Annotated in this window: 21 protein-coding genes; 1 reads left to right on the top strand and 20 read right to left on the bottom strand. The window is 34.6% G+C overall.

What is annotated here, in order from left to right; genetic code table 11:
- Positions 1 to 30: 30 nt before the first annotated feature.
- The 18 genes from galE to CD30_RS13060 all read right to left on the bottom strand — a co-directional run bounded on the left by galE (position 31) and on the right by CD30_RS13060 (position 16677).
- Complete coding sequence (gene galE, locus CD30_RS13145) at positions 31 to 1032, bottom strand: UDP-glucose 4-epimerase GalE (RefSeq protein WP_036177761.1); 1002 nt, start codon at positions 1030 to 1032, stop codon at positions 31 to 33.
- On the bottom strand, positions 1032 to 2003 hold the full coding sequence (pseB, locus tag CD30_RS13140; RefSeq protein WP_170933662.1) for a UDP-N-acetylglucosamine 4,6-dehydratase (inverting): 972 nt from the start codon (positions 2001 to 2003) through the stop codon (positions 1032 to 1034). Before pseB ends, galE begins: the two co-directional genes overlap by 1 nt.
- Positions 2004 to 2104: 101 nt before the next feature.
- Positions 2105 to 3313, bottom strand: coding sequence for a motility associated factor glycosyltransferase family protein (locus CD30_RS13135; protein WP_036177759.1), 1209 nt, complete (start codon positions 3311 to 3313; stop codon positions 2105 to 2107).
- On the bottom strand, positions 3313 to 3660 hold the full coding sequence (locus tag CD30_RS13130; RefSeq protein WP_036177757.1) for a hypothetical protein: 348 nt from the start codon (positions 3658 to 3660) through the stop codon (positions 3313 to 3315). Before CD30_RS13130 ends, CD30_RS13135 begins: the two co-directional genes overlap by 1 nt.
- Positions 3657 to 5363, bottom strand: coding sequence for a motility associated factor glycosyltransferase family protein (locus CD30_RS13125; protein WP_036177755.1), 1707 nt, complete (start codon positions 5361 to 5363; stop codon positions 3657 to 3659). The genes CD30_RS13130 and CD30_RS13125 overlap by 4 nt, the downstream gene beginning before the upstream one ends.
- A gap of 100 nt (positions 5364 to 5463) precedes the next feature.
- Positions 5464 to 6387, bottom strand: a complete 924-nt coding sequence (gene hag / locus CD30_RS13120) for a flagellin Hag (protein ID WP_036177753.1) — start codon at positions 6385 to 6387, stop codon at positions 5464 to 5466.
- A gap of 304 nt (positions 6388 to 6691) precedes the next feature.
- Positions 6692 to 6910, bottom strand: a complete 219-nt coding sequence (gene csrA, locus CD30_RS13115) for a carbon storage regulator CsrA (protein WP_036177751.1) — start codon at positions 6908 to 6910, stop codon at positions 6692 to 6694.
- Positions 6910 to 7353, bottom strand: a complete 444-nt coding sequence (fliW, locus tag CD30_RS13110; RefSeq protein ID WP_036177749.1) for a flagellar assembly protein FliW — start codon at positions 7351 to 7353, stop codon at positions 6910 to 6912. Before fliW ends, csrA begins: the two co-directional genes overlap by 1 nt.
- A 117-nt stretch (positions 7354 to 7470) precedes the next feature.
- Positions 7471 to 8034 (bottom strand): DUF6470 family protein, encoded by a 564-nt coding sequence (locus CD30_RS13105; protein WP_036177747.1) that lies wholly within the window; start codon positions 8032 to 8034, stop codon positions 7471 to 7473.
- Positions 8035 to 8248: 214 nt separating this feature from the next.
- Positions 8249 to 9202 (bottom strand): flagellar hook-associated protein FlgL, encoded by a 954-nt coding sequence (gene flgL, locus CD30_RS13100; protein ID WP_036177745.1) that lies wholly within the window; start codon positions 9200 to 9202, stop codon positions 8249 to 8251.
- 52 nt (positions 9203 to 9254) lie between these two features.
- Positions 9255 to 10961 (bottom strand): flagellar hook-associated protein FlgK, encoded by a 1707-nt coding sequence (flgK, locus tag CD30_RS13095; protein WP_036177743.1) that lies wholly within the window; start codon positions 10959 to 10961, stop codon positions 9255 to 9257.
- Between the two features lie 129 nt (positions 10962 to 11090).
- Positions 11091 to 11591: a flagellar protein FlgN gene (locus tag CD30_RS13090; RefSeq protein ID WP_036177741.1), complete on the bottom strand. Its 501-nt coding sequence runs from the start codon at positions 11589 to 11591 to the stop codon at positions 11091 to 11093.
- Between the two features lie 127 nt (positions 11592 to 11718).
- Positions 11719 to 11979, bottom strand: a complete 261-nt coding sequence (flgM, locus tag CD30_RS13085; protein ID WP_036177739.1) for a flagellar biosynthesis anti-sigma factor FlgM — start codon at positions 11977 to 11979, stop codon at positions 11719 to 11721.
- Positions 11980 to 12137: 158 nt separating this feature from the next.
- Positions 12138 to 12551 (bottom strand): TIGR03826 family flagellar region protein, encoded by a 414-nt coding sequence (locus tag CD30_RS13080; RefSeq protein WP_036177737.1) that lies wholly within the window; start codon positions 12549 to 12551, stop codon positions 12138 to 12140.
- Between the two features lie 184 nt (positions 12552 to 12735).
- Positions 12736 to 13359 (bottom strand): ComF family protein, encoded by a 624-nt coding sequence (locus CD30_RS13075; protein ID WP_036177735.1) that lies wholly within the window; start codon positions 13357 to 13359, stop codon positions 12736 to 12738.
- Positions 13356 to 14798, bottom strand: coding sequence for a DEAD/DEAH box helicase (locus tag CD30_RS13070; protein ID WP_088350786.1), 1443 nt, complete (start codon positions 14796 to 14798; stop codon positions 13356 to 13358). Before CD30_RS13070 ends, CD30_RS13075 begins: the two co-directional genes overlap by 4 nt.
- Before the next feature lie 116 nt (positions 14799 to 14914).
- Entirely contained in the window at positions 14915 to 15757 is an 843-nt protein-coding gene (locus tag CD30_RS13065) for a DegV family protein (protein WP_036177733.1), read from the bottom strand.
- Between the two features lie 395 nt (positions 15758 to 16152).
- Entirely contained in the window at positions 16153 to 16677 is a 525-nt protein-coding gene (locus tag CD30_RS13060; RefSeq protein WP_036177731.1) for a nuclear transport factor 2 family protein, read from the bottom strand.
- A gap of 416 nt (positions 16678 to 17093) precedes the next feature.
- On the opposite strand from CD30_RS13060, the gene CD30_RS20645 reads away from it, so the two are divergent.
- Positions 17094 to 17228, top strand: coding sequence for a hypothetical protein (locus tag CD30_RS20645; RefSeq protein ID WP_268871092.1), 135 nt, complete (start codon positions 17094 to 17096; stop codon positions 17226 to 17228).
- 70 nt (positions 17229 to 17298) lie between these two features.
- Here the strand turns inward: CD30_RS20645 and CD30_RS13055 are convergent, their stop codons facing one another.
- Together CD30_RS13055 and CD30_RS13050 are read right to left on the bottom strand one after the other, a co-directional pair.
- Positions 17299 to 17973, bottom strand: coding sequence for a response regulator transcription factor (locus tag CD30_RS13055; protein WP_036177729.1), 675 nt, complete (start codon positions 17971 to 17973; stop codon positions 17299 to 17301).
- Between the two features lie 86 nt (positions 17974 to 18059).
- On the bottom strand, positions 18060 to 19223 hold the full coding sequence (locus CD30_RS13050; protein ID WP_036177728.1) for a sensor histidine kinase: 1164 nt from the start codon (positions 19221 to 19223) through the stop codon (positions 18060 to 18062).
- Between the last annotated feature and the right edge of the window lie 117 nt (positions 19224 to 19340).

Here is a 19340-nt window from a genome sequence, read left to right as displayed (position 1 = left end):
TTTCTTTACCCAATTGTCATTTATGAAAGGTTATTGGGAAAGTGGCACATTAATAATCTTACCAAATTGCTCTTTATGCCATCCCCAAGCAGTTTCAATAATTTGCTCAAGTTTATATTGTGGTGTCCAACCTATCAATTCTTCTGCTTTTCGAGAAGAACCAATCAATCTAGCTGGATCTCCAGCTCGTCGATCTACTATTTTTTTCTCAATACTTTTTCCAGTTACTTTTTCAACTTCATGAATAATTTCAAGAACAGTGAATCCTTCCCCATTACCTAGATTAAGCTTTAAATTTTGATTTACTTCTATTAAATAATTCATTGCTTTGTAATGGGCATCTGCTAAATCAATTACATGAATATAATCACGGATACATGTTCCATCTGGAGTATCGAAATCTGAACCATATACTGAGATATATTCACGTCTTCCAATTGCTACATCTAAAACAAGTGGAATTAAATGTGTCTCCGGTTCATGCCATTCTCCTATTGTTGCATCCTCAGAAGCACCTGCTGCATTAAAATAACGAAGTGCCGCATATTTTAACCCATACGCAACGGAATAGTCTTCCATTGTTTGTTCAATCATTAGCTTGGTTTTTCCATATGGGTTAATCGGATTCTGTGGATGATCCTCTGTTAAAGGCAAAAATAGTGGTTCACCATAAGTAGCACAAGTTGATGAAAAGACAATATTTTTGACCTTATATTTGATCATCGTATCTAGCAATCGAATTGTATTGACTACGTTATTTTGATAATACTTTGCTGGATGATTAACCGATTCTCCTACATTAGCGAATGCTGCAAAATGAATAACAGTATGAATTTCTGGATAAGATTTAAAAAGATTATCTAAATTATCTTGATTACCCAAATCCCCTTCAATAAACGGAATATTTAATGGGACAAATTCTCGGTGTCCAGTACTTAATTTATCAAAGACAACTACTTGCTCCTCTTGTTCTATTAAGTATTTTACCGTATGCGATCCAATATATCCGGCCCCACCGATTACAGCAATCATTACATACCCTCCGCCAATTCACGTAACTGTTCAATCGTCAACCATTCTGTATTATTATCACTTGCATAAACAAATCCCTCTGGTAATACTTTTCCACCTTCAGCAAACTTTTTAGACCAGAATGGGAACTCTGGTTGAATGACGTAATATGTATCAAACTCAACAGTATGACGTGCATCATCTTCCATAATCATTGCTTCGTGAAGCTTTTCACCAGGTCTGATTCCAACAAATTCGATTTTACATTCAGGTCCAATTGCTTTCGCTAAATCCACAACTCTCATACTAGGAATTTTCGGTACAAATACTTCTCCGCCATGCATGCGTTCTAAGTTATCTAGTACGAATTGCACACCATGATCAAGAGTAATCCAGAAACGCGTCATACGTTCATCTGTCACTGGAAGCACTCCACTTTCTTTTATCTTTTTGAAGAAAGGTACAACACTGCCACGACTACCAACTACATTTCCATAGCGTACTACAGCAAAACGAGTAGGCTTATCCCCTACATAAGAGTTGGCAGCTACAAACAATTTATCTGAGGCAAGCTTTGTAGCACCATATAAATTTACTGGAGAACAAGCTTTATCAGTAGATAGTGCAATTACCTTTTCTACTTTACAGTCAATTGCAGCTTCTATTACATTTTGTGCACCATGAATATTTGTTTTTACAGCTTCAAATGGATTATATTCACAAGCATCCACATGCTTCATCGCAGCTGCATGTATGACATAATCTACTCCATCAAAGGCACGTACTAAACGTTCTTTGTCGCGCACATCGCCTATGAAAAATCGCAGACGAGAATCTTTAAATTCCTGTTTCATTTCATATTGTTTCAATTCATCACGACTAAAAATAATAATTTTTTTTGCGCCAAGCTCCAACGCTTTTTTTGTGAATTTTTTTCCGAACGAACCTGTACCACCTGTTACTAAAACAGTTTTATTTTTTAAAATATTCATAACTAAATATTCTCCATTCTTTCCTGCTTGTCGAATTAAATCGAAATTTACATTACTATTATCGGCTAGATTACTTAAATATAAATAAAAAACCTATGAATTCATAGGTTTTTTGAGTGAATTAAATTTTGGAACTGTTGACGATTTATGTATTGAACATTATTAATCTTTGCGCCATCCCATGCTGTGTTATATACTCTTAACTTTCTAAGTTCCATTTCCCTATTCATCCAACGCAAATAGGTATTTAAGTTCGGTGTCGTAAAAATGGAATTTCCGCTATTTGAAATAACTTCTCGCAAATTATGTTTTCCATTGATAGTTCTACCTGATGTGGACAGCTTTGCATGTGTCAGATTACCTCTAAATCCTAAGTCCATACCAAACAAATATATTTCTTTAAACCCAAGTAGTTCAAGCAAACTAAACGTAGTTGTAGAGACAGATCCTCCTGTATCTATACAAGGAAAATTGATTTCCATTGCTAATTTTTCAGCATCTGGATATCCATTTTGAAATAATATATGTCGTTTTCCTTCGTGTAATTGAACTGCCTCATGATTTGAAGTACTTAAATAGAATAAGGGACCTTTATAGTTCGTACCACTAAGTTGTTTTTTAATTTCAGCTTTGGGATCTGAAATGATAACTCCACTCGGTTTTAATTGATTTGCAAGAACTGCTTTTAATGCCGATCCAACAACAAATAACTCTATTTCACCTTCAACATCTTTTAACCACTGTATTGTTTCATTCAAGGACGGTCCTGATGCAATTAATGCAGCTTGATTGCATTTAAAAGAAGGATATGGGTCAAAATCCTTAAGTAAAGTATTATTATTAAAATTCATCTCCATAATTTTGGCAGACATTTTATATGTCACTTGGTTAATTTTAATATCTTCAAGATAACTATTTAATGGATGTTCATAACCTATGGCCTTTAACCAAACATTAGGTATCATAATTTGAGTGTCAACAGAAATCGGTAAATCCTTCATATCATGTATAATATGGATATTTGATTTTTTCCACCACTGTTTAGAATGATTCAACTTGTAAAAGAGATCACATTCCTGTTGTTCGAAATAGTAAACATAGATGGGTTTTTCTTTTTCTAAATCTGACAATGCTTCTAAATGATAGCCCAACCCCAAGCCTATTAAAAGGTAATTAGAAAATGAGTAATCCAATTCATTATTAACCCATTGTCTGGCATCTTCAAATGGTCGATATTTACTGTAAATAGATATGCCATTTAACAATAAAGTACTTTCCCCATTTTTTGCTTGATTTATCTCCCAAATCATTAATTGTTAGTACCTTCTATTGGCAGTATTTCTTCAAAAAATGGTGCAATTTCATATTCAAACATATCCGCTACTAGTACATAATCTTGAATTTCTAAACCGCTATTGATTTCATTTAAAAATTCATGGATTTTTGTAATATCTAAAGTGATGTCAACTTCATTTTTTTGAAGAAGCTCTGTTGCTTGAGCAAGCCATCCCATTCCATCAGAAAAATCTAATATCATTTGTAATGCTTCTTGTATTTGATCTTTTCTTAGGCTGTTTGCAATTTGAATACTCCCATTAGGGACCCTTGTTAAATAATGATTATAGCTATCAATTACCTCTATAACTTCTTTTATCATGCTTCTCCCTCTTTTTCCTTGAAATCATTTAAAACCTTTTCTGCATACTCTTTAGCAAATTTCGTAATATTTAACAGCTTTTTATAAAGAGTTTCTGTTTGCGCATAGGCTCTTTTATAGGCTTCTTCTACTGTTTCATTTTCCTTTTCTAAAAAGCCTCTCATTACTTGCATTTTTATAGGAGCCATCATTGAATCAAGCGGTACAAAACTTAACACTTTAGCAATTTTATTATCGATTTTGTCTAATTTATTCAAAATAGATTGTTCAAATTTAGTATTAAATTTGTTTGAGTTTAGTGTTTTTAAACCATCTGTATATAACCCAATTAATTTTCTGTAATTTTTTATATCCTGTTTTATCGCGTCTATTAAGTCAAAATCAAGTTTTTCACTACGATCCACTTTATAAATGTTTACCTTTTCTTCTGTAACAAATTGTTGTACAAAGTCTTTAAAAGTTATCTGATCAAAACCTTCTAACTTAATTCCGCCTTCAGTACAATTAAAGAATGGTACATCTGGATTTCCGAGCTTCACCAACTCTTCAAACTCCAGTTTCATAGAATAAAACGGTTTAGTAGTCCAAACTAATTCACCATAATAACCTTCAGTCTGAAAGGCTTCTTTTTCTTTAATAAATTTGTCGTCGATTGGACGAGCATTAATATTATGTGCAGCATGGGTTAGATTATCTGTATAAGCTAAATCTTGACCAATTAGTGCAACAGGACCTGAAGAGATATAAAGCGCCATATTGAAAGCTAAATGAGCAACAGTTCCTCCGCTAATAAATACAGGCAAATCAATACCTAACTGTTTTTCCATATACTCCGTCACTGCATCAAATCCATTTATACCTGTAACGAAACAATCATTTAAGAATGCATCTCTTACACCTGGATGACTTTGCATCGTATATATCAATTGTGCATTTTCCAGTTTTAAATTTTGAAAATGTTTGTAATTTGGAATACCTCCATCGATAGAGACAACATAGTCCGGTTCAATTCCTTCTGCAATTAAGGAGTTAATCGTCGATCCTGCTGCGATCAGGATAATATTGTCTCTCACTGATTTTAATAGGTCTAGTTGTTTATTTAAAGATGGACCACCAGATGCAATCACAACTGGGCAATCATACACTTGTCTTAAAGTTTTAATATTTGCATCTTTCTTTAAATTGATTAAGTTCCCCATGAAGTTCATATGCCAGTCTCTAGCATAGCGGATCAACGTATAATCATTCACTAATACACGATATTGGACATCCTTTATTTTCGAAAGTAACAGTTTATAATCTTCCGGAAATAACTTTTCATAATTGGGTAAACAGATCGTTTTATATGCCGTTCGAACTTCTTTTGCTACCGCACCTAAGTAAAATTCAAAGTTGTTCAATATAGTACTTTCATATATTTTTAAACCAATATGTTTTTCATTTATATCAATATGTCTTTCATTAAAAAGAGGATCAACGACAAGCAGTTCCTCATTATGTTTAAAACATGATAATAGCGCATCAACTAAATACCCACATCCATAACCAAATATTATATGAGCATGGTGAGGAGTGTATTGTCTTTCAGCTATTTGTTGTGCTTCTCTAATCGGGTCATATTTACTATGTATATAATAATCATTTATTTTTAAAGTTGGAACCCCAGACTTTGCTGTTAATCGTTCTACTTGATGAACATTCATTTTTTTACACCTCATAATCTATATCGGCTACAAGTATTGATTATTAAGCAGAAAAAACCTTTAGTCAAATTTGACTAAAGGTTTTTAAGATAACTAATTATTATCCTAATAATTGAAGAACACCTTGTGGTTGTTGGTTAGCTTGAGCTAACATAGATTGAGCAGCTTGCATTAAGATATTGTTCTTAGTAAAGCTCATCATTTCAGCAGCCATATCAGTATCACGGATACGAGATTCAGCAGCTGTTAAGTTTTCAGAAGTTGTTCCTAAGTTGTTGATCGTGTGCTCTAAACGGTTTTGAACCGCACCAAGAGATGCACGAGTTTCAGATACACGGTTAATTGCAGCATCGATAATTGAGATAGAGTTATCTGCTTTAGATTGAGTAGAGATGTTGATACCGCCACCAACAGAAGTACTATCTGTTAATTCACTTACATCTGCTGTCTTAGCTAAAGCATTAACACCAAGTGCAGTTGCACTCATGTTACCAATGCTTAAGTTGATTGATTGACCAGAGTTAGCACCGATGTGGAATACTTTACCACCAGCAGAAGTAGCACCACTGATATCAAAACCACCAGCAGATTTAACTTGTCCACCGAATGTACCATCTAATAATTTTTGAGTGTTGAATTCTGTGTCAGTAGAAATACGAGTGATTTCTTTTGCTAAAGAATCGATTTCTAATTGAAGTGCAGCACGGTCAGAAGATACGTTTGTATCGTTTGAAGATTGTACTGCTAATTCACGCATACGTTGTAGGATTGCATGTGTTTCGTTAAGTGCACCCTCAGCAGTTTGAATTAAAGAGATTGAGTCTTGAGCGTTTTTAGATGCCATGTCAAGACCACGGATTTGTCCACGCATTTTTTCAGAGATTGCTAAACCAGCAGCATCGTCACCAGCGCGGTTGATTTTGTAACCAGAAGATAATTTCTCAAGGTTTTTAGAAGCTTGAGTGTTGTTGAAACCTAGGTTACGGTGAGTGTTTAAAGCAGAAATGTTGTGTTGAATTCTCATTTGGAATTCCTCCTTGAATTTGTTTTGATAGCTCCACATCCTTGTGGAACTTTGTTGACATAAAGAGAATTTTCTCCCTTTATGTCTTACATAATTATTATCGACAGTAAATTTTGTAGTTTAATAGATTTTAAAAAATTTTTTTATTAATTAGCAAAACGGAGTTATGATACTCACTTGAGTATCTTATTGTGTAAAAGTTTTACATTATTAAACAAAAAATCCGCCAAGAACAACGACGCTCTACTGAACTGGCCGTTTCATTAAATCTTGCGGATTTATTAACTAATTTATTATAAACACTCTATTTTTTCTTTAACTGCTCAAGTAAACTCACATTCGTATTCAACGCTTCTTTATTCTGCTCTTGAATTGCTTCAAATACTTCTGAACGATGAACTTTTACACTTTTCGGTGCAACAATACCGAGCTTTACTTGATCCCCATCGACAGATAATATTTTCACCTCAATATGGTCACCAATCATGATCGATTCATTTTTTTTACGTGAAAGGACAAGCATTATTTCGCACTTCCTTCCAATGCACCAATTGGATATTTTAATGGATACATACTACTATCTTGCAATACAATTTGTTTACCGAGTTTTTTATTTGCATTAATGACAACTGGGGCTAATAAATTTAATGTAGATTCTGGGAATGTATCTTTCAATGTTAAGATAGAATATGCAATTACATCTTCTTCTTTTTCAATTTTTAAATCCTCTTTATCCTCTTCACTTATATCGAAGGCGTAATCTTTTTTAAAGGCAAATGGATATGCGACGACAAAGCCTATTTCCACCTGCTCTGACGATTGAAGAACCGCTAATGGCAGATCAGCATCTAGGGGAAGTAAGATGAATTTATGTAGGTCTGGAAAACCGGGCATTCCATATTCAAACGTAATGATATCATTTTCATTTACTTCTACTTCACCTAAAAATTTTGTATTAATTTTCATTGTTCTCATTAACTCCTTTAAGCTTCATCAATATCTGAAACGAATTGCTGAATTTAGACGAAGCACCTTTGGCAACCTCTTATTTTGGAATGAATTAGTCTAAAATTAATTCCCTTACTATCCAATCACATCGATATTAATAGATGGCTTTTGTAAAATATCATGTGTGACTTTACCTGGTGTATAATCATGGATCGGTTTATTTATCTTCGCATCTATTCTTGGCTTTTGTGGTGTAGTATTAATATCTAATTTCCCAGCAACATAGTTAATATCGACAGCACCAACAGATGGAATAAATTTTATATTAAATGGTATTCTTTTTGGGCCATGGTTTTGTTTTGCAATATTTGCTGCAATCTGACGACCTTGACCTTTTCCAGCACTTTCCATCATTTGACGACCTTCCGCGGCATCCTTTGAAATCCTTTTTAATACAGCCTGTCTACCATCTTGCGCGTATTTAGCTACGGATTCCTTAGGTGTTAGTAATCCCATATCTCTCCATGCTTGCGACTGGTCAATTAATAATTTTGCAGGTTTACTGTTAATATTAACAATCGCTGTAGGCTGTGAAATTTTTAAATCTGCTTTTTCCTGATGTATTTTTTGAACTGGGTCATGAATTTGCATGTCCACTTTGATATCCCTAGTGGATATTTGGATTTGTGGAATCCTCATTTTGAATCACCTGTTTCGTATGGATCTTAATAGTGTTTAAGCTCTCATGAATATTACTAACAATAATTTAAGAAAAGCGTTTGAACCATTACGTCCAAACGCTTTAAAATTATCTAATAAAATCAACCAAGGTTGGCGACGACCTTTACAATCTCGTCGCTAACCAATCATAGCTTACTACATTGATTTTTAAAATCTTCTATAGAGATATAGACTATCTAATAAAATCAACTAAGGTTTGCTGAATAATATTTGCTCCTACAGATAATGAAGCTTGATGGATTGATTCATAATTTACCATTTCAGTAATTGTTTCAGCATAGTCAACATCTTCGTTATCGGACATTTGTTTTGTCACGTTAATCTCATGAGTTTCAAGGCGGTTTGTCATCATCTCGACACGATTTTGTCGTGCCCCAACATCTGCACGAGCCTCAAGAACTTTATTTTGCAATTCAGAAAGGGTATCATTCGTTCCATCGGCGATACCACCTAATAAATTTCCAATTTCATCACTATCTGAATTTTCCATTGCTTCCGAAATTTTACCCATTAACTGATCAACCTGTTGGAATAATCCAGCAGCATCAGAAGAGTTAACATCCAATTGAATTCCATCGAATACTTCCATTCTCACTTCAGAAGAAGTAGCAGGAATTAAATTATCTGTTAGAGTTGGTGGTGTCGTTGTATCATCCAACTCTAGTAAATCCGGATTAATTTCACCATCGATAAATAATGGTGCTTGCGTTTTTGTACCTGTGAAGATAAATTTATCTGCCACCTTTGTGTTACCAATGTCTTGAAGCTGTTCACGGATTTGGTCGATTTCTAATTTGATTTTTTGACGATCATCCGCAGTGTTTGTATCATTTGCTGCTTGGACAACAAGTTCTTTTACACGATTTAAAGCATCTCCAACTTGTCCAAGGGCATCATCTGATGAATCTAGCCAAGAATTCACTTGAGTCACATTACGTTCAAATTGCTCGACCTTATTTAAATCTGTACGATAACTCATTCCTTTAATCGCAACAACTGGATCTTGAGATGGACGAGTTATTTTTTTACCAGAGTTAATCTGATTTTGAAGTTCAGACATTTTATTATAACTATTGCTTAAATTTCGAAGCATGTTATTTGATAGCATTGATTGTGTTACGCGCATTGAAAGGTCACCTTTCTTTCGTTAAATGATATTGGTAGCCAAATCATATTACTTATAATCCAACTCGACCCATACCGTTAATAATTTTATCTAATGTTTCATCAATTACAGTAATCATTCGGGCATTAGCATTGTATGCTTGCTGGAACGAGATCATATTTGTCATTTCTTCATCAAGAGAAACTGAACTCATTGATGCACGATTATTTTCCACTGTTAAGCGAATTGTTTCCGTATTATATTGAAGTCTGTTCGCTTCTTGACCATCCACACCTAATTGACCAATTAATCCCTCGTAGAATGACTGGAAAGTGGCTCCATCAAGTGTTGGTAAATTGGTAAATGAAGTTGTTTCTCCACCTACCTTGATGTCAAAATTACCAGTATCTAAACTTATATATTGTAAATTCGCAAGTTCTATTGCCCATTTACCGTTTCCTTCTTCATTTTCTACACTAGACGCCGCTAATAAAGATGGATTATCCACTATACTTTGATTTACCTTTACTTTACCATCAACGATTTCAAATACATTGAATTCTTTAAAATCATCAGCATCTACTGTTCCATCACTATTTAAATCTGTTAACCCTGCATAATCTAGTGGATGTCCCGCTTTATGAACAGTATTAAACACTTCAATAAATGTAGAAGAAAGTCGCTCTAAATCCGATAGCATTTTAGGATAATATCCTTCAACTGTAATGTTAGAAGGTACTGTAACTGTTCCTTGTCCGTTATTTGGATCTGTTACATTTACATGTCCATAAGAATCAATTAATGAAGCAAGTTTCCCTTTAGAGGGATCTAACTCCCCGTATACAATAGCTTCTCTTTTACTAGATACAGCTCCAGTATTTTTATCAATTGTTTTATTTGTTGAGAAATGAGTGAAGAATTTATATGGTTCCTCTCCAGTTATTTTTCCTGTAGTACCATCTTCACTTACACCATTTGCAGTTAATTGAACATATTCTTTACCTTGAACTAATACGACTTCTTTACCATTTTTATCAACGTAACTAAGGGTATAACTTCCTTCGGCAATGTCTAATGCATTCCCACCTGATTCGACTGTATCCACCTTAACAGGCAAATACTGACTTAACTCATCTACTAATAAATCTCTCGCATCATATAAATCATTTGGCATATAGCCATTCGGTTCAATCGCGATAATTTGTTGATTGATTTCACCTATTTGTTTTAGGATTGAGTTTACTTGAGTAGTAGATACATCGATTTCATTCCCTAAATTCCCTTGAATTTGTTGAAGTTGAGTGTCGATATAGTTAAATGTATCTGCTAAATGCTCTGCTCGTTGTATCGCAACTTTACGAGAAGCGATATCTTCTGGATTTGAACTGACGTCTTGTAAAGAACCCCAGAATAAGTTGAAAGCTTCGTTCAATCCATATTCAGATGGCTCAGACATGATGTCCTCCATTTGAGAAATAGCCTTTGCCCTTGATTCATAATAGCCGAGTTTATTTGTCTCTTGGCGGAATTGACGGTCGATGAATTGGTCACGAATACGTTGTACAGAATCCGCTTCAACCCCTGTACCGATAAACCCAGCAGTTTTTGGACTGTTTAATCCTACCCCTGGATATCCAAGCGTTGGTTTCATATTTACTCTTTGACGGGAATACCCATCTGTATTTGCATTACTAATATTATGTCCCGTTGTATATAAAGCACTTTGTTGTGTGAATAGGCCTCGCTTACTTGCTTCTAAACCCATAAATGTGGAGCGCATCGTGTCTCCTCCTTTTGTTTTATAAATTAGTCTTAATTTTGATTGGAGCTTATTTCGATACACACTCCAATTTTATGTATATGAAAGTGTGTGAAACAATCCATATCACACACTTTGTTGAAATTCTTTTTAAGCTTGAGAATCAAAGTAGGATTTTTTTTGTACTGTATTATCTCCGCGCGCTTCTTTTCCAGAGTAGTTGATTTGATCTGGTTTTGGACGCAAAAGGTCTAATGTCATATTCACAAATTGTAATGATTGGAAAACAAGCTTTTGATTTAATTCGTTTTGTTTTCTTAAGTCATCCACTACAAGCATTAATCGATTTCGTACATCCTGTAATTGTGTCCGTTCTTCTTCATTCTCAACAACTTCGATTACGTCTGCGATCGCTTGTTTGCCAGCTTGTGAAATTCCTTTTCCTGTCAAATACTCGCTGACAGCTTGCTGACGTTGCTTTTCAAGAGTTTCTATAGCTGCAACGTGGGATTGTTCATTTTTTAACATGTTATCAAGTTCGGCCATGTCGCCCTTTTTCACAATCTCTGTTTTCTGATAAGACAGTTCAAGTAAACTTTTATGCAGTTTTTCAAGTCTTTCTAGGATTGTAATAATTGATTGTACCGACATTAGTTGAACTCCTTTACATGTTTAGATAATCCTTTGAATGGTAAAGAATCACTTTGTTAAACATTCATTACTTTGCAAATTAATCGATTTTTAGCAAATTCGTCGCTAGAAAAGCTCTTAATTCGCATTAGTAGCGATAGTATTTCAGCATATCCGCTGCTACTTTGCGTGCATCCACTTTATATTCGCCAGATTCTATTTCTGCTTTTAATTTTTCTACTTTTTCTGCTCGTTCTGCACTATAAGTAGAAGACCCTTGCATTTCTTTTGCAGCAGTGGATATTTCGATTTTATCTGCAAACGGTGAATGTCCACTTACTGATTTTAATTTTTGTTGTTGTTTGTTATATGGATTTACATTATTTACGCCAATTGAGGTAATTTTCACAACTACCCCTCCCCTCAAAAAACATTATCTAAAATATATTTCGGACATTTTATAAAAATGTTAACCTTTCCAAAGAAAAAAGCTTACTTTTAGCCTGAACAACTTTTATCCATTTACTCTCATGAATAAAATCTGCTAAGCGAAAAGTAAGCTATTTATTAATCTTTTTGTTCTGCTAAATAAGTTCCTTTTTCACGTCTCTTAATATCTTCTCTAAATTCTTGAGCAGCCTCAAAAGTTCTTAATTCTGATTTTAAATCATCCTGACAATCCTGACATAGCTTTCCTTTATTTGTTATTTTTCCGCAGTTATCACATGGATAGCCTAAGTTAGGAAATACCGCTGGATGTAAGCGCCCTTTTCGAACCCATTTATAAAGTACTTCCTCTTCTACTCCAGTTGCTTCTACTATTCTATCAACTGTTGCTGCACGGTTTTCGCGCTTTCTTAAAAAACGATAGACGATTTGATACATATCTTCTTCACGTTGAGCACATTTATAACAAACATCTCTAACCCCAGTGTAATTAAAGAATTCCCCACAACTTGGACAATTTCTAATTTCAGCCATATCGATTCCTCCGAATAGTAATCCCTCATAATATTATCGGCGATTTTAATAATTTAATTTTGATAATTATCTCTGATTTCATCCTACTACTCGATAATCGAAAAGTAAATGCAGTTCACGAATTTTCTACATTTTCAATATATTTCCTAGAATGCAAAAAAGCGCGATTCACACAATTTACCCTTCACCCTTTGATTAAAGTTATTGCTTTAACAGACTTTGCACCAGCTTCATATAGAGCACGACTTGCGTGCAGAAGGGTGGTACCCGTTGTCAAAATATCATCAACTAAAATAATTCTCTTGTTTTTCACCTGAACTTCTTCCCTCAATTTAAATAGTCGGGATGTGTTTATTCGTTCTTCTCTTGACTTTCCTACTTGAGTTTCAACTGAAATCTTTTCTAAGTATTGTTCGAAACGTATACATGAAGCTTTCAAAATTTCATCAATATGAGCAAACGATCTTTCTTTAAGCTTAGTAGGATGAATAGGTATCGGTACGATTGTTTCAGGTTGCTTTGCTAATATTCTATCAATATCATTTCGAAAAACCTTTGCCAGCACAACATCATGCATAAATTTGTATTGATGTAAGTAATCTTTCATTTTATCGTTATATTTATAGATTGAAAGAATTTTTTCCTCACCTTCTAACCACTTTTTAGAATCCTGCTCAATTGGCTCAAATTGCTCTTCACATTCTTTGCAAATTACACGAGGAAATTCCCTTCCAAGTAGTATTTCCCATGTCATTTGTTCATTTAAAGTTGCGTTACAAAGTAAGCAATTCACGACTTCCTTTTTCATTTACATGCCTCTCCAAATCCCATTTGATTTAGTCGCATTATTTCTTTTTTGGCCATATCCATCTCTACCGTTATCCCATGATGGAAATAAACAATATCCCCATCAGCAAAATGAATGTTTCTTCCAACTCGCCCGCTAATTTGAATTAAGGCACTAGAAGTAAATATTTTTGATTCAGCGCCAACCACTGCAACTTGTACATTTTTTATCGTGACACCTCGCTCTAAAATAGTGGTCGTTAATAATCCCGGAATGCCTTCGTTTCGGAGTTTCATCACTTTTTCTTTTCGATACGGGTCTTCGGCATGTACACTTAAAATCTGAGGATGAATTTCTTCAAATAGAGGGGCTGCGATTTCCATTAGCCTAATGGTAGGAAAGAAGATGAGAAATGGCTCATTTTTTTCAATGCGTTTTTCAGTCCATTCTCGGAGCTTTGTAGGAATCCTCCCTTTTTCAATCCATTTTCCGTAATTCCAAAGTGCTTCAAATCTCGGAACGGGTAATGGTTTTCCGTGGTATCTTCTCGGGATAAAGGAGACGCCCCAGCTTTCTTTTTTCGTTCTTAATAAAATTTGTGCTGATGGAGTCGCCGTTACTAAAACAATAGGGGCATTGACCTTTCGAGCTTTCATCACAGCTTTTTGCAATGACTCATCAAATGTATAGGGAAAAGCATCTGCCTCATCAACAATCACAACGTCAAATGCTTCTTCGAATCGGTAAAGCTGATGTGTTGTTGCAAGAATTAGCTCAGCAAATCCAGTTTTATTAGGAGCCCCGCCATATAATGCATGTATTGTTGTTTGCGGAAATACCTTTTGGAATCGCGGGAACAACTCAAGCACAACATCTGTTCGTGGGGTAGCGATACATACACGCAAGCCTTTATTTAATGCATAATGTACTCCAGGGAATAGGATTTCGGTTTTTCCAGCGCCACAAACTGCAACCAAAAGATGATCTTTCTTCTTTTTTATGCTTTCCACTAACTCCTTTGATGCCTTTTCCTGCAAGTCTGTAAATTGACCTTCCCATGCTAAAACATGTTGCTTCTTTAGCCGTTTTGCTGGGCCGTTCCATCGAATCAATTCCGTACAACTACTCATTCTCCCCATGCTAATACAATGTCTGCAATAAGCGCATATACTTTCACAACGAGCGCAGTTGAATTCAATGAACTCTTGCTGATTGTCATTTTGGCATCGATTGCATCGGTATTGCTTTCTCTTAAACAAGATAGAATTTGTTGTCTTATTTGATATAGCTTTTAGAAGACGGAAGTAGCCGTAGCGAATATACGCATCTATTTTTTCTTGAGGAAAGGGCGTATTCGTTCGTGTCCAGATTCTCCCTATGAAAAAATCTTGAATTTGTGCTTCTATAATAAGACCTCGATAGGATCGAAATTGATTGGTTTTATTTAATTTATAATACAACGTTGAACCTCCTTCTTCTTTGTCTTTAAACAAAATAAAAACCTCTGTCCTAAAACAGAGGTAATTGTAATTCTTATTTAATTACTTTATCCACGATTGAAACGATTAATTAACTATTACTTCTCAACCCAACCCATTCCAAGGGAACCTTCCCCTAAATGTGTGCCGATAACTGGGCCGAAATAACTTAAATGAAATTCAATATTTGGATACTTTTCGGAAAGCTCAGCCATCCATTCTTTTGCTTCTTCTTCTCGATTAGCATGAATAATCATTCCGTGTAGTTTTTCATACTTTGCCGCATCTTCTGCTAACAATTCTTCCACACGTTTTAACGCTTTTTTCTTCGTGCGAATTTTTTCAAATGGAACAATTACTTTATTTTCAAAATGAAGGACCGGCTTTATTTGCAAAAGTCCACCAACTAAAGCAGCAGCCGAAGACAGTCTCCCACCTCTTTGTAAGTGAGCTAAATCATCTACAACGAAATAGGCTTTCATTTTTGATTTTATATCATCAAGTTTTCTTAAGATCTCGTCCATTGTGGCGCCAGAACGAACCATTTCGCTTGCGATCCTTGCGAATAACCCCTGTGGTGAACAAGAGATTTCACTATCAAAAACATGCACTTTAATACCTTCTACCATGTCAGCAGCTTGTATAGCACCTTGATATGTGCCACTAATTCCACTTGATAAATGAATTGAGATTACCTCATCATTATCTTTTGAAAGCTCTTCAAAAAGCTCAACGAATTGTCCAACTGGTGGTTGTGTTGTTTTTGGAAAAACCTTTGCTCCTCGCACCTTTTCATAAAATTCAGATGCAGTTATTTCAATTTCTTCTTCATATATACCGTCTTCAAGAGTTACGCTCAAAGGAATCATTCGAATGTTGTAGCGTTCCCTTTCTTCGGGTGTTAAATACGCTGTACTATCAGTTACGACCGCAATACTCATCGATTTACCCACTCTCCCTTAGGCAATAGTTTACATGACAAATGATATCTTGTGAACTATATACTATAGAGTTGTTATTTTTATTAATATTTTTTTATTTTCGGATAAAATTTCCTTTTTACAGTGATAGAAGGTAGTGCTCGGCTTTTTCAAAAATGTAGAGAAATCTAAGATGTACTATAGAACAAACACATTGCCGTTTAACACACATATAGTAAAATAAAACATTCATGAGTTTTAACTCCCAACCCAGGATGAAAAATTTTTTCACTGAAAAAAACATTCCGCGATGTTTGGCTATTTCCCATCCAACACGAAATGCTTTATTTTTAACCACGAACTACACTGTTCATGGTACATATTTTATAAGGGAAAATAATTCAGTTCTCGTTTCCTTAAGACTGATTCCCTATATAATAAATACTTGTTACTTTCCACTGTCCATCTTCTTTTACAAATACAGTAACCTGACGACCTTCATCACTTAATTCAGTGCCTGTTGCATTTTCAGTTAAGTCAGTCACAATATTTGAATACACTTGTGCTTCATTTTCGCTATATTTCACAATGGTCACATCTGAAGGCGTTTTTGTAATATCGTACTGTTCGAAAGCTAACTCTGCTTCTGCCTTATCGTCCTCAATCGTGAAACCTTGCGGATCCTTTGCAAGAGTATTTACGTAACGATCGATATCCTTCGAATTAAAGGAAGCAATGTATTCATCAAAGGCTTTAAGTATCGCTTCTCTTTCATCTTCTGGAATATCTGTCACTTCTTCAATATTATCGCCCATAATTTCAAAACCGATTGTTCCATTATCTATTACTTGTTCAGTGTCTTTAGTATTTACGTCTTGTTCTTTATTACTACAAGCTGCTAGCACGAATACTGCCAGCAATGCTATAAACCATTTATTCATCAACTCATCCTCCCGCGCACAATTGTAGCATATAATTCGACCTATGCCTAACGTCTTATGTTTTCGATTAAATTCGGTAATTTATAACAGAAAAATTAGCAATATTATACTTTTTTCATTTCTTTACCGCTTTTTTATGACGTCAAAACTTATCAATTAGTTTCTTTTTAAGGGAATTTTTTTATTCTATTGAGAAGAAGGCAGCTAAATCGAATGGGTAATGACGAGCTAATATGCATTTTAATAAAGTTGATTTAATTTTTCGTCATCATGGTGATCATCACCTAAAGAGTATTAGAAGCGTTACACTACTGTATTAGCCATATAAGTCGATTGGAGTGGAAGACGCGAAGACTCCTACGGAAAAAGCATGAACAGAAGCACCAAACTGAGCATAGCGAGGGAAGGCTGAGGCCGTGAACGTAGAAAGTGTAGCGCCTGTAACGGAAATGGGCGTTTTCTTAATATGTATTGTAAATGAAAAAGACTACAGACAAACTCAATTTTTTGAGTTTGAACTGCAGTCTATCCCAATCTATTTTATAGATTAGAATCTTTAATCTTATTATTATGTAGGTCCATAATCTTTTTGAAATCAACTATTATAGGAACCAATTAGAATTAACGTACTTCAACCCAACCATTTTTAATTGCCGTTACAACAGCTTGTGTACGGTCGTTAACGTTCATTTTTTGTAGAATGCTAGACACATGGTTTTTAACTGTTTTTTCAGAAATATATAAAGTTTCTCCGATTGTACGATTCGATTGACCATCTGTTAATAATTGAAGCACTTCACATTCACGTTTCGTTAATAAGTGGAATGGTCGACGAATTTCTGTTTGATGGAAGTTCCCTTTGTTATCATGTTCACTTAAACGTCGGAATTCCGCTACTAAATTTTTAGTAACTTTCGGATGTAAATAAGACCCACCGTTTGCTACGACTTTAATCGCTTCCACAATTTCATCTGCATCCATTTCTTTTAACATATATCCAAGGGCACCTGATTTCAATGCATGAGTTACATAGCTTTCATCATCATGAATAGAAAGCATAATTACTTTTGCATCTGGATATTCTTGAATTAAATCAGCAGTTGCATCCACACCATTTTTCCCTGGCATATTGATGTCCATTAATACTACATCCGGAGTATTATCGCGATATAAACTTAAAATATCTGAACCGTCGTCGCCTTCAGCAACAACTTCAAAAGTATCCTCAAAATCTAAAATTCTTTTAACACCTTCGCGGAATAGTTGGTGGTCGTCAATAATGATAATTTTTGTCATAGTAGTTCCCCCTAAATATTTTCAATTGCTTCTGTTTTTTATATCATGCTTTTGTTTTCTAAACGATATTTTCTACCAAAAGTTTCCTAGATTTCAACATTTGTCACAGGAATCGGGACTTTGAAACTAACGATTGTTCCTTCTCCTATAGTACTTTTAATATCCATTGTTCCTTTTAATAAATCAATTCGTTCTTTCATACCTACAATTCCAAAAGATTGCTCTTTTATAATATTTATATCGAATCCTTTTCCACTATCTTTTACACTAATATTAATATGATTTCGTAACCACTCTATTTTAACCCAAACTTCTCTTGAATTTCCATGTTTAATTGCATTTGTTACAGATTCCTGTACTAATCGAAAAATGGACACTTCATAGTCAGATGGCAATCTTTTTTCATTATTACTTAATGCCTGGAAATGAACTTGAACGCCAGGGTTATATTCCATGACTGTTGACAAATACTTTTTTAAAGTAGGTATAATTCCTAAATCATCTAAAGCCATTGGTCGTAAATCATAGATAATTCGTCGCACCTCTGATAAGGCCTCTCTGACGGTTCTTTTTAAATCCCTAATTTCAATAATCGCCTCATCAATACCCTTTTCACGATAAGTTCTTTCAATCAAATCCGAACGCATGAGTACATTTGCCATCATTTGCGCTGGGCCATCATGAATTTCCCTAGAAATACGTTTTCTTTCTTTTTCTTGAGAATCAATAATTTTAATACCGAAGTCATGCTTCAGTTTAGCTTTTTCAAGTGCTTTTCCGACATTTCTCAAATCCGAAGTTAAGTAATTTAAGACAACATTGACTTGGTCAACAATATGCTCTGCCCGTTCGATCGTATCCTTGAGCCCTCTTAGACGACGCTCTAAATCATCACGTTTTTCACGTAATTGCTTTTCCTTTGCACGTGTTAATGATAATTTTATTTGTAGATCATTTGCAGATTCATACGCTTCTCTTACTTGCGTTTCATTGTATTTGTCAAAGTATCTACTTACTTCAACTAAACGATTTTTTGCTTGCTTCGTTCTCTTTTCTAATTCATCACTTTCATTAATCGTGATAATTATTTGTCGCTTGATTAATTCAAGCTCTAATTTCATTTCTTCAAAGCTTTGTCTGCTTTGTTCACTTATAATAAAGATATCGTTTTTTGAATTTGTTATTGTATCAATCATCCGATTAAAGATGACATCTAAAGAACCGATATCGATTTGATCATTTGAAAGCATCTATTTGACCCCATTCTAAATAGGTTTTCAGTCTCAATTTATTTATAAAATGATTTTACATTTCTTATTACTCATACTAAACTATTATAGCATTTTTTATGAACATTTTACCTAAAT

The organism is Ureibacillus massiliensis 4400831 = CIP 108448 = CCUG 49529 (genome assembly GCF_000772965.1).
Taxonomy (GTDB): domain Bacteria; phylum Bacillota; class Bacilli; order Bacillales_A; family Planococcaceae; genus Ureibacillus; species Ureibacillus massiliensis.
This window is presented reverse-complemented; position numbering and strand designations above follow the sequence as displayed.

Coding starts and splice junctions, on each gene's coding strand:
- CD30_RS13055 (WP_036177729.1), bottom strand. CDS start 17,973: ATGACAAAAATTATCATTATTGACGACCACCAACTATTCCGCGAAGGT.
- CD30_RS13125 (WP_036177755.1), bottom strand. CDS start 5,363: ATGAATGTTCATCAAGTAGAACGATTAACAGCAAAGTCTGGGGTTCCA.
- CD30_RS13075 (WP_036177735.1), bottom strand. CDS start 13,359: ATGAAAAAGGAAGTCGTGAATTGCTTACTTTGTAACGCAACTTTAAAT.
- hag (WP_036177753.1), bottom strand. CDS start 6,387: ATGAGAATTCAACACAACATTTCTGCTTTAAACACTCACCGTAACCTA.
- pseB (WP_170933662.1), bottom strand. CDS start 2,003: ATGAATATTTTAAAAAATAAAACTGTTTTAGTAACAGGTGGTACAGGT.
- fliW (WP_036177749.1), bottom strand. CDS start 7,353: ATGAAAATTAATACAAAATTTTTAGGTGAAGTAGAAGTAAATGAAAAT.
- CD30_RS13060 (WP_036177731.1), bottom strand. CDS start 16,677: ATGAATAAATGGTTTATAGCATTGCTGGCAGTATTCGTGCTAGCAGCT.
- CD30_RS13135 (WP_036177759.1), bottom strand. CDS start 3,313: ATGATTTGGGAGATAAATCAAGCAAAAAATGGGGAAAGTACTTTATTG.
- CD30_RS13065 (WP_036177733.1), bottom strand. CDS start 15,757: ATGAGTATTGCGGTCGTAACTGATAGTACAGCGTATTTAACACCCGAA.
- CD30_RS13090 (WP_036177741.1), bottom strand. CDS start 11,591: ATGTCGGTACAATCAATTATTACAATCCTAGAAAGACTTGAAAAACTG.
- CD30_RS13105 (WP_036177747.1), bottom strand. CDS start 8,034: ATGAGGATTCCACAAATCCAAATATCCACTAGGGATATCAAAGTGGAC.
- csrA (WP_036177751.1), bottom strand. CDS start 6,910: ATGCTTGTCCTTTCACGTAAAAAAAATGAATCGATCATGATTGGTGAC.
- CD30_RS13050 (WP_036177728.1), bottom strand. CDS start 19,223: ATGCTTTCAAATGATCAAATCGATATCGGTTCTTTAGATGTCATCTTT.
- flgL (WP_036177745.1), bottom strand. CDS start 9,202: ATGCGCGTAACACAATCAATGCTATCAAATAACATGCTTCGAAATTTA.
- CD30_RS13130 (WP_036177757.1), bottom strand. CDS start 3,660: ATGATAAAAGAAGTTATAGAGGTAATTGATAGCTATAATCATTATTTA.
- galE (WP_036177761.1), bottom strand. CDS start 1,032: ATGATTGCTGTAATCGGTGGGGCCGGATATATTGGATCGCATACGGTA.
- flgK (WP_036177743.1), bottom strand. CDS start 10,961: ATGCGCTCCACATTTATGGGTTTAGAAGCAAGTAAGCGAGGCCTATTC.
- CD30_RS13080 (WP_036177737.1), bottom strand. CDS start 12,551: ATGGCTGAAATTAGAAATTGTCCAAGTTGTGGGGAATTCTTTAATTAC.